The sequence below is a fragment of the Shewanella colwelliana ATCC 39565 genome (genome assembly GCF_000518705.1).
Taxonomy (GTDB): Bacteria; Pseudomonadota; Gammaproteobacteria; order Enterobacterales; family Shewanellaceae; genus Shewanella; species Shewanella colwelliana.
In genome coordinates, this window is sequence record NZ_JAEC01000040.1 from 1 (window position 1) to 15,742 (window position 15,742).

Annotated in this window: 6 protein-coding genes, 1 tRNA gene, 1 rRNA gene and 1 pseudogene; all 9 read left to right on the top strand. The window is 42.6% G+C overall.

Going from position 1 to position 15,742, the window contains the following annotated elements:
* Window positions 1-92, top strand: a 5S ribosomal RNA gene (rrf, locus tag L876_RS22320); the annotation flags it as partial.
* A 1,385-nt stretch (window positions 93-1,477) separates the two neighbouring features.
* Window positions 1,478-1,554 (top strand) — tRNA-Trp (locus L876_RS0115135).
* A 456-nt stretch (window positions 1,555-2,010) separates the two neighbouring features.
* Window positions 2,011-3,244: pseudogene (locus L876_RS21880) on the top strand (class I SAM-dependent methyltransferase); the annotation flags it as partial.
* 296 nt (window positions 3,245-3,540) lie between these two features.
* Window positions 3,541-4,302 (top strand): hypothetical protein, encoded by a 762-nt coding sequence (locus tag L876_RS0115145; protein WP_028764574.1) that lies wholly within the window; start codon window positions 3,541-3,543, stop codon window positions 4,300-4,302.
* 3 nt (window positions 4,303-4,305) lie between these two features.
* Entirely contained in the window at window positions 4,306-4,851 is a 546-nt protein-coding gene (locus tag L876_RS0115150) for a BREX protein BrxB domain-containing protein (protein WP_028764575.1), read from the top strand.
* A 9-nt stretch (window positions 4,852-4,860) separates the two neighbouring features.
* On the top strand, window positions 4,861-8,334 hold the full coding sequence (brxC, locus tag L876_RS0115155) for a BREX system P-loop protein BrxC (protein ID WP_028764576.1): 3,474 nt from the start codon (window positions 4,861-4,863) through the stop codon (window positions 8,332-8,334).
* 173 nt (window positions 8,335-8,507) lie between these two features.
* Entirely contained in the window at window positions 8,508-11,930 is a 3,423-nt protein-coding gene (locus L876_RS0115160; RefSeq protein WP_028764577.1) for an Eco57I restriction-modification methylase domain-containing protein, read from the top strand.
* Window positions 11,923-13,611, top strand: coding sequence for a DUF262 domain-containing protein (locus L876_RS0115165; RefSeq protein WP_028764578.1), 1,689 nt, complete (start codon window positions 11,923-11,925; stop codon window positions 13,609-13,611). The genes L876_RS0115160 and L876_RS0115165 overlap by 8 nt, the downstream gene beginning before the upstream one ends.
* On the top strand, window positions 13,598-15,634 hold the full coding sequence (gene pglZ, locus L876_RS0115170) for a BREX-1 system phosphatase PglZ type B (protein ID WP_028764579.1): 2,037 nt from the start codon (window positions 13,598-13,600) through the stop codon (window positions 15,632-15,634). The genes L876_RS0115165 and pglZ overlap by 14 nt, the downstream gene beginning before the upstream one ends.
* Window positions 15,635-15,742: the final 108 nt, after the last annotated feature.

Sequence of the window (15,742 nt, forward strand, 5' to 3'; positions counted from 1 at the left end):
CCACCTGATCCCATCCCGAACTCAGAAGTGAAACGCAATCGCGCCGATGGTAGTGTGGGGTCTCCCCATGTGAGAGTAGGTCATTTCCAGGCGCCTAATACACGAAAAAGCCCTAGCACAAAACGCTAGGGCTTTTTTCGTATGTGCGCTTCGCGAAACCACATACCCCCGACGTCACCCCGCCGCTAAGCGGGCTCTCCAGCTTCGTAACAAGTTACTTGCGCGACTAAGCTCCTGAATGCTTTGCATTAAGCGCAACCTCTTCGCCCCATGTGTTCGCTGTGCGAACTACAAGAGTAGGTCATTTCCAGGCGCCTAATTAAGTAGAGAAGCCACCTTATTAAGGTGGCTTTTTAGCGTTTTGAGTTTTATAAGTTTTCAACGTTGCTTTCCAAAGCCAACTTCAATGTAGGTAGGTGGTTTTTCCACTTAAGCACTTACGTGTAATGTTTACTCCCGATGTCTGTGGATAAATGTTTCAGACAATGTCTACACTTCCGCCATCCTTGGCCGTCGCCCCGCCGCTGAACTGGCTCCCCAGCTAGCATCAAAGCTGCTAGGCGCTACGAATCTGCAATGTACTTCGTACATTAAGCGCAATCTCTTCGCCCCATGTGTTCGCTGCGCGAACTAGGAGAGTAGGTCATTCCCAGGCACCTAATTTCTCGTAAAGAGAGTCTATAAGACCCGCTTGTGAAATAATTACGCGAGCAATGGGGGCTATTGTGGATGTTATACAAGGCTGCTATCTGTGTGATGGGCAGTAGATAGTGTCTGCACTGACTTTACTTCCTACATTAGCTCATAGGGATAAGGCTCTGTGGTGTTAAGGCTAAACTGGATGTTGGCCTGGTCGGAAATAGTTCCCAACCTTTTCGACACTGCACATCCCCTTGTTAGTCAACACGAAGACCTTGTTCTAAGCTGATCATGCCTAGTTTCTAGTTATAGACTAGATGAGGTCAATTACTATGGTGATGGTTTCGTTCGTATTCGTTCAGCCCTATTCGCTTCATGTGTAGTGGCATAGTGAATTTGCCCACCTGATTGAGGGGGATTTAGTTTTGGTGATGAGTGTATTAACCCCTTTCAAGATAGAGGGACTAGGTGGGATCTTTACTTTATAGAACTCCAGTAGTGATTCTATAGTGAGACCAATATTAACTAGCGAGAGTGTGATAGAGGTGATGCTAGCAGGCCCACAATACTCGCTACTATATTGCAATATAAAACGTTGGATAGAATTGCTTGGTGCATTTTGAGTGTTCCATGATTTTGCGAGAAAAGAGTATATAGCGTGCGGGTTGGTAAGTTACTAAACAGAAAGCTAAGCGTGCTGCTCTCGCTTTTTTGCTTAAAATCCGTATCCACGCTGGGAATATTAACGGTCTTGCATGAAAAAGCCGCAGTTAAGCCATTTAGTCATAAAAAGTCCTTTACCTTTTAGAGTCATTTTTGCATAATGCCCCACGTCAACAGGGGTGTAGTTCCAATTGGTAGAACAGCGGTCTCCAAAACCGATGGTTGCGGGTTCGAGTCCTGCCACCCCTGCCAAATTCTAGAAGGCCTAGCAGAAATGCTAGGCCTTTGTCTTTTCTAGATTTTATCACTTTTTAGTAACCTCTACCGTGTCAATTCCTTAGTCCGTAAAACTTCAATTTCGTAAATGGTGACCAAATGGTGACCAAACCGTGACCATGACCTTTTTTGCCATGGTCTCTACGAATAGACTCTCGTTTTTCAATAGAGTGTAAATTTTGGAGTTTTGCTATGAGATTAATTAGGTTAAAAGTACTATAAAGTGGATTGATATGGCTTGTTACTACTAATATCGATGCATTATCTTCATATCATTCTGAGTCATTATCAAATTATAACTAACTTTAAGGTAATTAAAGACAAATTGCCGTATTTGTTACATGATACAAAGATGAACAATCTTTTTGTTTTATCAATTAATCATAAGGTTAATCAGGTTTGGTATTTTAACTATCGTTCTAGGATTGGTCTTTGGTGATAGAATTTTATAATGAAAACGCATGTTATTTAGCTCAGCAATACCTCTCAAAGTCATTTGAGGAGGTGCATCAAAGCTGGGCGGAATTTTTGCCATTAATCATTAGTAACCCCAATGCTAGAATTTTAGATCTCGGTGCAGGCTCTGGCCGCGATGCAAAGTACTTAGCAGACTTTGCTCAAGAAATTCATCTAGAAAAAAATAATATCCAAGTCCTAGCAGTCGAACCCGCTACAGAGCTACTAAAGCTTGGTCAGCAAACTACTGCTGGTACTAAAGTAAAATGGCTTAGTGATTCTTTACCTGCACTTTCATCAGTTACAAAGTTAGAAGTTAGTTTTGATCTAATATTGCTTAGTGCGGTGTGGATGCACATTGCTCCTAGTGACCAGGCGCGCGCAATACGTCATCCTTAAGCCGGGTGGGAAAATTGTTATCTCACTTAGGCATGGGCAGACTGAGGAGGATTTTACTAAGCGCAGAATGTACGTTGTTTGTGCTGATGAGTTAAAAAAGCTTGCATCTAATGTAGGTTTGTTTTGTAAGTTAGAAACCCCCAAAGAGACAGATAAGCTAGGTCGTAATCACGTTTCTTGGCAAACTGTAGTATTACAGATGCCTGATGATGGATCTGGTGCATTTCCCTTTATCCGACATGTGGCAATCAACGATGGCAAATCTGCCACGCACAAGCTTGCATTGCTGCGTATTTTATTGAGAATTGCCGACGGCCATCCTGGTGCAGTAATAAGAAGAGAACCATCACCATTTGGTGACAGAGTCATTTTACCTGTTGGTCTGGTCGCTTTGTATTGGTGCCATCAATATAAAGTTTTAATTGATCAACATAAGCTGTTTCAAACACCAAACAGTAAACCCAATATGGGGTTTATGAAAGATGACGGTTGGCACAAATTAACTCACCGTACATCATCAGATTACCGTATTGGTAATTTATTTACAGGTGATGATGCTATTGCTCTGTACAAAACAATTTCAGCATCGGTACAAAATATAAAAACAATGCCATGTAACTACATCACCCTACCTAATAGCGTTCAAACAGTATTTGAAGTTGATAATAAAAGGGTGAGTGCTAAGGACAGTATTTTCCTTGATTTACCAACGTTGAAGCAGTGGGGGGAGTTCTCATTACCAGAATCCACTTGGTTAGCATTTAATCGTTACGCATGCTGGATAGAGCCTGTTCTAATCAGTGAGTGGGTTAACTTTCTTCGTAATTTGGATCGTCCACATCAATAGAAAATGGTACTGGATCCAAAGATCTAGGGGCTTACCACCTTAAGAAAGAATGTGTGGTGATTTGTGATTGATATTCGCTTGCAGCCTGGTATCCCTAATTTCTTGGGCTGAGGCCAGTCCAAGTTTACTTTAGCATCTGGATATTGAATGTTAATCTAGTCCAATGTGTTAATATTCCAGAATAAGAGGTAGTTGGTTCATTAATGAATAAACAATGTAATCAGCATCTCAAAGAAAGGTTAAGCAAATGAGGTCTACTAATGACTAGCCAAGAACGATTAATAGAGCTTGGTTTTAAATTTGGTAAAAACGGTGCGCATTCTGCACGCAGTATGATGATTGAAGAGTTATCATTGTTACTGTTTTCATGTCCAGAAAATGCCACTCGTGAAGATTACGAAAAAGACATCGTTGAGTTTAATATTCTGCATAAGCCAACTGAGAAATCACGCAAGCTAACTTATCGTCACTTGGTTGATCTCTATGGCATCTCGTTAGATATTCCTCTGTTTAAGGTTTTGCGAAAGTGGTGGGAACTATCCGAGGATTCACACGCCATATTAGCATTGCAACTTGCAGTTGCTCGAGACCCCATATTAAGAGGTTCAGCTGACCTGATCTTAAACCTTGAGCCTGGTGAACATATCTCCCGTGAAACAGTCGAAGCCCATTTGGCCAAGGATGATCCCGAACGTTTTAGTCCTGCCTCACTAAAATCATTTGCTCAGAATATTAATGGGACTTGGACTCAAGCGGGTTATTTGACAGGAAAAGCCAAAAAATACCGTGCAATACCAAAAGTTACCTATATCCATGTTGCCTATGCATTATTTCTCGCGCATTGTAATGGTCTATCTGGCCAGAGGATGTTTGATAGCTTTTGGTGCAGAGTGTTGAACCAAGATAAAGAAAGACTTTTTGAGCTGGCGCACAGTGCTTCTCTTAGAGGCCTGCTCAACTTCAAGCAAGCCAGTGAAGTGGTCGAAGTCACATTTCCAAATATTGAAATACCTAAGGTGTAGGTAATGTCAGATAGATTATCAAAACTGTTAAACAGCTATGAAAGTCATATTAGCCTTCCATGGCCATCAACTGTGTCAGCGGATGAACGAACCATTTTTTTGGTTTATCACAAAGAAGATGAGCTAAAACTAAGAGCCCGAATAGGCGAGTTTGAACAGGCCACTACGCAGTATAACCACCCTTGGACGCTATTGGACTTAACCAACAGCTTTGAAACATGGATGGCTGACCAAGATTACAAAGAAACCTATTTTGAAGACCCTGAATACCTTACAGGGCTTTATGGTGACTTTGCTGATGAACTTGTTGAGAGTCTTAAAAAACAGTTTGTCGATGACCAAGATGAAAATAAAGTCATCGCAATGTTAGGCTGCGGTACATTATTTGGTTTTGCTTCAGTATCAGGGCTTGTTGAAGCCGTGGCTGAACATGTAAAGGGACGCTTGGTGATATTTTTTCCAGGCGAAGTACATAACAATAATTTTCAATTACTAGATGCAAAGGACGGTTGGGGATATCACGCCACCGCAATTTCAGCTAATTCATAGGGATCAAGGATGTTAAACCGTGAAATTTTTATAAACGACCCAATCAATAGCCGTTTAGCTAACAATGGTGTTGCACAAGTCAAGGACGATCATTCAAAAGCCGCGCTTGAAACACTCGAATACGAGTTAAGAACCTTTGTGTGCGATGGGGCTTACGCTAAAGGCATGGACAGCATTCTAAGTCACTACTTAAGTGCGGTTAAAACCAATAGTGAACAACCTGGTGTGTGGATCAGTGGATTCTTTGGTTCTGGTAAGTCTCACTTAGCAAAAATGCTACGTACTTTATGGACTAACCAAACGCTAAATGATGGAAGTAATGCTCGTAGTGTTGTTGAACTACCTCCTCACATTGCCGCACATTTTGATGAGCTATCATCACTAGCCATTAATCATGGTGGTTTACATGCCGCATCAGGCACACTCGGTGCCGGTGTACGTGACCAAGTGCGTATGGCATTTCTTGGCATTATCTTTAAATCTGTGGGTTTACCAGAGCAGTATCATCTCGCACGTTTTGTTATGTGGCTAAAAGCAGAAGGCGTATTAGCTCAAGTACAACAATACGTAAAAACTCACGCTAAAGCGAAAGACGGTGTCGATAGCTGGGACAAAGAGCTTAAAAACCTGCATGTATCTCCAATACTGCATACCGCCATATTAGATGCGATCCCAGGTTTTGCATCAGACGCCAAAGAAGTGCGTGAGATGCTTCGTTCTCAATACATTATTGTAAAAGATGTCACCAACGATGAAATGGTATCAGCTTTAGTCGATGCAATATCTGTTGATGGTGAACTACCGTTAACCCTTGTCGTGCTTGATGAAGTACAGCAGTACATCAGTGATGATGCCCAGCGGGCATTTGATGTGCAAGAAGTGGTAGAAACTTGTAGTGGTGCAAGCGCATTAAAATCTAAATTACTGTTTATCGCCACAGGCCAAAGTGCTTTATCGGGTATGTCTAACTTGCAACGTTTATTAGGCCGTTTCCAGGTGCCGGTGCAACTTGAAGACACCGACGTGGATTCAGTGATCCGTAAAGTTATTCTGCAAAAGAAAAGCTCGGCAGAAGCACAAGTGCAAGCGGTTATTGATAACAACCTAGGTGAAATATCACGTCATTTGCGTGCTAGTACCATAGAACACAATAAAGACGATGAGAAATGGATGGTAAAAGACTATCCACTATTACCTGTCCGTCGTCGCTTTTGGGAGCGAATTCTTCCCGCACTAGATAAAACCGGTACTGGCTCTCAACTACGTAATCAATTACGTGTGGTACATGAGGCTGTTAAAAATACCGCAGAAAAAGAGCTAGGTTATGTGGTCCCCGCAGATTTTATATACGACCAAATTGCGACTAACTTACTTCAAACCGGTGTGATATCAAAAGATATCTACGAAACCATCAGCCGCAAAAAAGCGGGTAATGGAGATGAGCAATTACAAGGTCGCTTGTTAGCACTTATTTTACTCATTAGTAAACTTCCGAATGATGTCGAATATGGCATTCATTCAACGGTAGACAGCCTAGCGGATTTATTATTAGAAGATTTGCAGCAAGATAAACACAAACTGCGCCCAATCGTACCCAAAATGTTGCAAGTGCTTGAGAATGAGCATTTGATCATGTCGATGGAAACCACAGTCGGGCAAGAGTACCGCTTACAAACGGTAGAAAGCCAGTTGTGGTACGATGAATTCCGCCGCCAGGAATCAGATTTAATCGGTAACCCACAAATGCTGGAGTCATACCGTTCTAAAGAACTGCAAAGTTATGTACGTCAGCAAATTGCTCAAGCACGCATTACCCAAGGCAGTGTTGCAGAGTCCCGAGTGATTACGCCTATCTTTGAGAGCGAACTGCCAAACGATGCAGACAAAAAAATCTGCGCTTGGGCACCTGAAGTAACAGAGAAACAGTTTAATGATTTATCTCGGGGTAGCGATCCTGATGAGGCAACCATTTTTATCCATGTGCCGACATCACACCGTAGTGAATTACAAGCGGCAATAGTCTCGCTTAAAGCGGCTGAGAACACGTTAGACATTCGTGGTGGTGCCACTACCGACGCAGGTAAAGAAGCTAAAGATGCCATGGAGACTCGTTTACGTGATGCCGAGCGAACTAAAAAGGCATTGCTGAAAGATATCTTCTCGCAAATTCAAGTTCGATTAGCCGGTGGTCAAGAGGTTGAAGGCGAAACCCTAAAAGATCAAATTCAAAATGCCGGTGAAATAGCCTGCCAGCGTTTGTACCATAAATTTAAAATGGCCGACGATAAAGGCTGGGCTAAAGTGTTTGAGCGTGCCAGTAAGCATGCTGATGCCAATGCACTCGAAGCTATTGGCCATAATGATGATGCCGACAAACACCCAGTATGCGCCGAAATAAAACGTTTTATTGGTTCGATGAAGCCAGGTAAAGATATTGTCGATAATTTCCGTCAAGCGCCTTTTGGTTGGAGTAAAGACACCATCGATGGTGCATTGCTTGCAATGGTCGCCGCCAATATTTTACGCGCCGCCGACAGCCAAGAGAGAGCGGTAGACGCTAAAAAGTTAGACAGGTCTTCTATAACTCAAACAAAGTTCCGCCCTGAAAATGTTACTTTATCAAAAGTCGAGTTAATCAAGGTGCGCGGAGTGATTAGCACTTTACATGAGCAAACGTGTAATGCCGGTGAAGAAGTAACCAATTTGCCGCAAGCGATTATTAATGCCCGTAACCTTGCTCGCCGTGCTGGTGGTGAAGCTCCATTACCTATGGCGCCTAGCACTAAATTACTCACTGATTTAGAAATGTATTCTGGTAACGAACAGTTACAACAGGTGTTCGATAATAAAGATCAATTACTCAGCGACTTTGCAGATTGGCAGGCTTTAGTGGATAAAGTTAAAGTTCGTCAAGCGCGTTGGAGTGATTTCGAACTTGCACTGAAGTATGCCAAAGATTTAAGTATTTTTACTGCCCTAGATAAAGAGCGCCAAGCCATTATCGCTAATCGTAGTTTATTAGATGATCCAAATCCGGTGGATGCTTTACTCAAGCAAGCAGTTAATAGCTTGCGAGACACGTTAACCAGTAAGATAAACGAGTACCAGCAGGAGCATAAAGCTTGCATGCTCGAGCTAGAAGAAGATGAAAACTGGCAAAAACTTGATGAAACCAAACGTAATGAATTCTTAAAAAAACGTCATCTCGATAAGTTGCCAGAAGTTAATGTCAGTGACGCAGCTGGCGTGTTCGACTCGCTCGATGAGATTAATTTCGAGCAATGGAGTGATAAAACTGCCGCGTTACCGAGTGTTTTTGACCAAGTACTTAAAGATGCCATCAGTGAACTGACACCAAAAGTCAGGTATTACAAACTCAATAAGCCGTTAATCGAAGACGAAACCCAGCTACAAAAGTGGCTGGACAAAGTCGAGCAAGAGCTACGTGCAGAGCTCGCCAAAGGGCCAGTGGTGCCATCTTAATGGTGCATTTACTTACTATATAGTATTTAGCCGATTACCCTTGCTCTATGTTTTCATCATACAAGCAAGGGTTTATCACATATATGGCTAACGATTAATGGCTAATAACTAATTAATAGAGTCTAAACATTAGTGGCCAAGACAATCGTACCTAAAGAATTTAAGAGATAACTATGCGCAGTTCACTCGATAAAGCATTACGTAAAAAATTAGAGACGACAGTAGAAAACGCTCGCGAGGTGGTTGAGGCAGCAGTAACAGATGCACTAACACGACTAGGTGTTGCTGATACCCAGGCTCCCAGCTATTTAACCGATGATGAGCGTAAACTGCGTAACACTTTGCGCGCCCATGCTCGCCAGTTAGGCGATAAGCTCGTGGGTAGCGAGCAAGAAACAGAGTCTCTGGTCAATGAAATGGCCTACGAGCATTGGCATCGCATGCTGTTTGCTCGCTATCTCGAGCAAAATAATCTACTCATGTATGAAGGCACCCCGGTGACACTGGATGAGTGCAACGAGCTTGCCGAAGAAGAACCCGATTGCAAAGACGGTTGGGAGCTAGCAGGGCGTTTAGCACAAAAAATGTTGCCACAAATATTTCGTGCCGACTCGCCAGTATTTGAGATTAAGCTATCCATTAACCATATCAATACTCTCGAAAATCTAATCGCAGAGTTAGATTTAGCCACCTTCCAAGCCCAAGACAGCCTGGGTTGGTGTTATCAGTTTTGGCAAAACAAAAAGAAAAAACAAGTGAATGAGTCTGGGGTAAAGATTGGTGCCAAAGAGCTAAGCCCTGTCACTCAGTTATTTACCGAACCCTACATGGTGTCGTTTTTATTGGACAACGCCCTAGGAGCCTGGTGGGCTAAACGCCGTTTAAGCAGTGATGATTTAATCCGCGCTAACAGCGAGCAAGAACTGCGTGAACTAGCCGCTATTCCCGGAGTACCACTTGAATATTTGCGCTTTACAAAAGATGAAGATAGTGGCGTATGGAAATCAGCCGCTGGTGATTTTGATAAATGGCCTGAAGATCTAAGCGAATTTAAATCACTCGATCCGTGTTGTGGTTCGGGCCACTTCTTAGTCGCAGTCTTTTTAATGTTAGTGCCAATGCGCATGCAGCTTGAAGGCTTAACGGCAAAAGAGGCGGTCAATGCGGTATTGCAAGATAACATCCATGGCCTAGAGCTAGATCAACGCTGTGTGGAGTTGGCAGCGTTTGCATTAGCGCTTGAAGCTTGGCGTTACCCTGGTGCTGGCGGTTATCGTGTGTTGCCGGAGTTGCAACTCGCCTGTTCAGGTATGTCGATTACTGAGGCACAAAAAGAATGGAAAGATTTAGCTAAAGGAGATGAGGCACTTTCTGATGCTATTTCTTGGATGCAAAATACCTTTAAAGACGCCCCAACGCTGGGCAGTTTGATAGATCCAACTAAGCTCCTACCTAGCAATCGTGAAGATAAGCAAGCACCTTGGGAATTGTTGCAAAAAGCGATGGCGAATAAGTCAGATGCAAGTAATGATGCGAAGGCCACTGCGCAAGGCTTGGCAAAGGCTGCAGGTCTTCTGGTTGATAAATATCAATGGGTAATTACTAATGTGCCATATCTTACCAATACTAAGCAGGGTAAGGTTGTAAAAGATTATTGCGACCTGAACTACCTTACTTCAAAGTATGATTTAGCTACTGTTTTTATGGAGCGATGTTTTGAACTTGGGCTTATTTCAAGCTCAGTTTGCTTAGTAATGCCTCAGAATTGGCTTTTTTTAAGTAGTTATAAAAATCTACGTAACAGTATTTTACATAATAAAACTATAAATTGTATTGTTAGGTTAGGTTATGACGCATTTAATACGACCTTGAATGTCGCACCAATCTTGATATCAGTAGCGAACCTCATGCCAAAGGAAAGTGATCTATATATTGATTTAGATGTAAGTGACTATGTCGGTGTAAATCCGAAATCAATAAGTTTATCTGAAGAAGTGATAAAAAATGTTAGTCAGCGAAATCAGCTTCAAAACCCAGATCATAGAATTACATCATATGAAAGTGATGAAAATAATTTACTGATTAAGCTTGCACAAGGACATAAGGGCATTACGACTAATGATGATCCAATGTTTGTCCGTAATTTCAGCGAGCTCTATTTAATTCGAGATGGTTGGGAGTACTTTCTTGGTACAACAGATAAAACTACTCATTTTAAAGGTGGGGAAAGAGTTGCATTCTATCAGGATGGAAAAGGTGTAATGCGAAGGTTAGCTGCATCTCAGGAACGTGACAGAAAACGAGATCTACAAGGTAAAAATGTGTGGACTAAAAAGGGGGTCGCCGTGAGTTGTATGGGCTCATTACCTGTGTCTATGTACTTCGGTTCTAAATTTAATACAAACGTAGCTGCGGTTGTTCCTGAAAAAGAAGAGTACTTGCCTGCTGTTTGGTGTTACTGCTGTTCAGAGCAATATCATAATGAGGTTCGAAAAGTTGACTCTAAACTGAATGTAACCAATGCAACTTTAGCTAAAGTACCATTTGAACTTAAATATTGGACTAAAATTGCCGAAGAGAAATACCCGAACGGCCTCCCACAACCACATTCAGACGATCCAACACAATGGATCTTCCATGGTCACCCTTGTGCTTCTGTAGTTTGGAATGAAGAAACCAAAACCACTGCAGTGGGTGAATTACGCCAGGATGACACCGTACTGCAAGTCGCGGTCGCCCGCTTACTAGGCTACAAATGGCCTGCTGAATTAGACGAGAACATGGAACTGGCACCTGAAATGCGTCAGGTGATACTAAAAAATGCTGACTTTGATGGCCTAGTCGATGACGATGGCATTGTTTGTATCCCCGCTATTCGCGGTGAGATGAATGCGGTTAAACGCTTAGAGGCTATATTACAAAAAGCCTATGGCACAAAGTGGTCAAACTCGGTTGAAGCTAAGCTGCTTAAAGCTGTGAAATCCACCAGCATAGATGATTGGCTTCGAGATAAGTTTTTTGAGCAACACTGTAAGCTGTTTCAGCACAGACCCTTTATCTGGCAAATCTGGGATGGCTTAAAAGATGGCTTTTCGGCATTAGTGAATTATCACAAACTCGACTATAAAGGCATTGAACGTCTTATTTATACTTATCTTGATGACTGGATTAGTACCCAAAAGCGCGGTATCGCCGATGGTATCGATGGGGCAGACATTCGTTTGTCTGCTGCTGAAAACCTAAAGACACAACTCGAGGCAATCTTAGCTGGTGAAAAAGGCTTAGATATCTTTGTTCGCTGGAAACCATTAGCAGAGCAACCTATTGGTTGGCACCCAGATCTGAATGATGGGGTACGTCTCAACATCCGCCCATTTATGCTAGCGAAAGATGTGGGTAAAAAAGGCGCAGGTGTACTGCGTGGTAAGCCAAACATCCACTGGAAAAAAGACCGAGGTACAGATGTAGCTTCCGCTCCATGGTTTGACCTTGGCCCAGTTTACGGTGAGAAAGAGGGTAGTCGTATTAACGATCATCACCTTACGCTTGCTGAAAAGAAAGCGGCTAGGGAAGCTAAGGAGTCTTCAGGTGTCTAAAAACATTACTGGGGCAGAGTATGCCCTTTCTAAAATTTTTAGTTCAGATTTCGATTATGAAATCCCTCCGTATCAGCGCCCTTATGCTTGGACAACAGAACAAGCAGGCGAGCTATTCGACGACCTGTACGATTTTTATCAACATGAAGCCGAGGAAAGTTATTTCCTCGGAAGTATTGTTTTGGTGAAAGAGGAAAATAAACCTCATTCGCAGGTTATTGATGGTCAACAGCGGCTTACAACATTAACTATATTGATCGCCGCATTGACTTCGTTGATGGAAGATGACGAAGCACGGAACGAATGCTTTACCTACATTCAGGAGCCAGGAAAGAAATTTCAGGGTATTCCAGCAAAACCTCGTTTGGCACTTCGACAGCGTGATCGAGAGTTTTTTGCTAATACAGTTCAAACACTGAAGTTTGATGAGCTTGCTAATATTGATGAAGCTACTTTGGAGAATGAGTCTCAGGTCAACATTCGCAAAAATGCTTTGCTACTTCAGACTAAGCTACGTAAGGCGCTTGTTAGAGAGCAGTCTCTAATCAACTTTGGCGTGTTCTTAATGACACGTTGTTTTTTGGTTGCAGTGACATCGCCAAGCCAACAGTCTGCATTTCGTGTTTTTTCTGTCTTGAATAACCGTGGTTTAGATCTTCTACCTTCAGATCTCATTAAAGCTGATGCTATAGGCAAGATTGCGGAGCAAAAACGAGATGAATTTAACGATACGTGGGAAGCGATTGAAGTAGAAACTGGTCGAGACGGTCTAAATGATCTTCTCACCTACATTCGGATGATTTATGCGAAAACCAAGGCAAAACGTGCGTTACTTGAAGAGTTTAAAGAACACGTTTTAATAAAAACACCAGAGCCTGAAACGCTAATCAACGACATCATAATGCCATACGCTGATGCGTACCTAATAGCGCGTGATTGCGCTTATCAATCTACAGATAATGCTGGAGAAATTAACCAGGTACTTTATTGGTTGAACAAGATTGATAACTCAGACTGGTTACCTGTAGCTATAAGCTACCTTGCTAAATTTGGAACAGATAGTAATGCAGTGTTGGATTTCATCATTCGTCTGGAGCGTTTAGCTGCAAAGCTACATATATGCGCGGCTAACATTAACCAACGTATTGAGCGTTATGCCGATGTGCTTGATTGCATCGAGAGGTCTGGCTCGTCAGATGTAGCATCCGTAAATCTAACACAAGCTGAGGTACAAGAGTTCGTTGATGTTATTAACGGAAACGTTTATCACCTAACGGCTCGAAGACGTAATTACCTTATTCTTAGAACTGATTCTTTCCTTACCGATGGGGCTGCTAAGTACGAGCATTCAGTACTCACGATAGAGCATGTACTGCCGCAAACAGTAGAGCTCGAGAGTGATTGGGATAATAACTGGCCTGATGTCGAAGAGAGAGATAAGTGGACACACCGCTTGGCTAATCTTGTTCCTTTAACACAAAGAAGAAACTCTCAAGCTTCAAATTTTGATTTTGAGCGTAAGAAGACCGCATATTTCGGTGGTAAAAGCGGGATCTCGTCCTATGTGTTGACGACGCAGGTTCTAAATGAACCGATATGGACGCCTGAAGTACTAGAACGCCGCCAACAAGAATTAGTAGACCTTTGCAAACAACGTTGGAACCTTGATGTTAGTTGTTAATTATTTAATCGAGCAGTTGCGAAACTCAGCAACTTTTAATAAGTCAGTTCAAGTAGCACCTGCTGCCATTTTGTGGACAGACATTGATTGCCAATGGCAATCCGCAATGCCATACATAAAACAACAGTTGCCTGAACTAATTGAACTCGGTCAATACAAGCCAGAAGAACGTACAGGCCCAGCGATTTGGGTTAAGTGTGCGATTGCGGGTGTGTTAGAGGATTGCCAATTACCTGCGGGTAAAACGCCTATTATCTATTTACCTGGAGTAGGGCGCAAAGATTTACGTGCCATTGAGCAGTGCCCTGATTATTTGCGTCCGCTTGCAGAGTTGCAATACCGTGGTTGCTGGTGGGCGTATAATTCGGCTGGTCGTGATTGGAGCGTATCGTCATTTTTGACCAATCCCAATGTCGGTTTAGGCCTAGATTTAGCTAAAGATAAAAAAACCTTAGATGCGATAATTCAGGTGTTGCCGGATATTCTTGAATCACCGGCAGAACGGTTACAAGGTAAAAAATTAACTGCCGATGAGTTTTATGCCATTGTATTAAATGATCCTGCTAAAGATATTTTGGCTTGGCTGAATAACCCCCAAGAGAAAGAGTCGCAATGGCAAGGTAATAAATGGGAAATTTTCAAGCAGTCTTGTGCTCAAAATTACGGTTTTACACCGACTCAGACTCAACTGAATATCCCATTAAGTTTGTTATGTGGAGCGGACGGAGCTTGGCAAAGTGTGTGGCAGCGCTTTATTGATACTGCATCTAACCTCCCTCTACTAGTTAAGGGTTTAGCTGATGTTGAGCCATCAGGCTTAGCGTTTGAGGCGCAGCATTACTTATTTGAGAATAACCGCGATGAACGTGCTATTGAGAGCGAGCTTAAAGCGCTAAAAGATAAGATGCGTGTTGATATTGCCGCCGTCATCACTCGATTATGGAGCGAACAACACCAACGCCAATCTTGGGTTTGGGCACAATTAGGTTTATCTCCATGGTTAGCAATATTAGCTGAGTTAAAAGCTGTGCTGGAGCATACAGAAATTTCCTTTAATGGCTCGTCACCTCAAGCAATGGCAGAGTTTTACCAAGAACGATTTTGGCAAGCTGATGCTTCGTCCATTGCCGCCATGGCTAAGGCGCAAGATATCCACCAACAAGAGGTGATTGCTGATGTATTAGCGGTTATCTATACACCTTGGTTAGAGCAGGTGACATTGAATTTTCAAACCTTGGTGGAGCAAAGAGGCTACCCTGGTGATAATCAAATTAAAGAGTCTACATCTCATTACACTGTTGGCGGTGAAGTGATCTTTTTTGTTGATGGCTTGCGTTTTGATACCGCGAAATTATTAGAAGTTAAGTTAAGTCGGCTTGGCCTTAATATCGACTTAACCACGCAATGGGCGGCACTGCCATCGTTAACTGCGACGGCTAAAGCTGCGGTTACGCCAGTGGCAGATCTATTGTCGGGCCTTCAAGATAATGAAAACTTTACACCCGTTCTATTAGGTACAGAGTCTGAGTTTTCTGCTTATCAGTTTAAAAAAGCCTTAGCTGAAAAAGGTTGGCAATATTTAGATGGTTTAGAAACCGGTGAACCCAATGGTTATGCCTGGGTGCAGACGGGCGACTTAGATAACATGGGGCATGCTCAGCAACGTAAAATGCCATTGCATATTGATGCTGTGCTTAATGATGTTGCTGCTCGAATAGAAGGGCTTTTGAATGCTGGATGGAAGCGAATTAAGGTTGTAACAGATCACGGCTGGCTTTGGGTGCCGAACAAGTTGGCTGAGGCGAGTATCCCTAAAACATCGGTGAAAAAACGCTTAACTCGTTGCGCTATTTTGAAAGACAATATGAGCTCATCTGGGTTAACGGTTCCTTGGCATTGGAACCCCAGTGTCACAGTTGCGATGGCTCCAGGCATTGCAGGTTATGTCGGTGGCGATTACTATAATCACGGTGGTTTGAGCCTTCAAGAGTGCTTAACGCCAGTGCTTAATATCAAGATTTAGTTAAACACTCGTTAAACAAATAAAGTTGCTAATACTGTAAAACAAGGACCGTTTTCGATGGGTACAGATTTAGTTTCAAGTAAAATAGAAGTTGATGACTTGTTATTT

What these genes read in the sequence shown, in the direction of transcription:
- L876_RS0115145 (WP_028764574.1), top strand. Translation starts at nt 3,541, where the DNA reads ATGACTAGCCAAGAACGATTAATAGAGCTTGGTTTTAAATTTGGTAAA.
- L876_RS0115160 (WP_028764577.1), top strand. Translation starts at nt 8,508, where the DNA reads ATGCGCAGTTCACTCGATAAAGCATTACGTAAAAAATTAGAGACGACA.
- L876_RS0115150 (WP_028764575.1), top strand. Translation starts at nt 4,306, where the DNA reads ATGTCAGATAGATTATCAAAACTGTTAAACAGCTATGAAAGTCATATT.
- brxC (WP_028764576.1), top strand. Translation starts at nt 4,861, where the DNA reads ATGTTAAACCGTGAAATTTTTATAAACGACCCAATCAATAGCCGTTTA.
- pglZ (WP_028764579.1), top strand. Translation starts at nt 13,598, where the DNA reads ATGTTAGTTGTTAATTATTTAATCGAGCAGTTGCGAAACTCAGCAACT.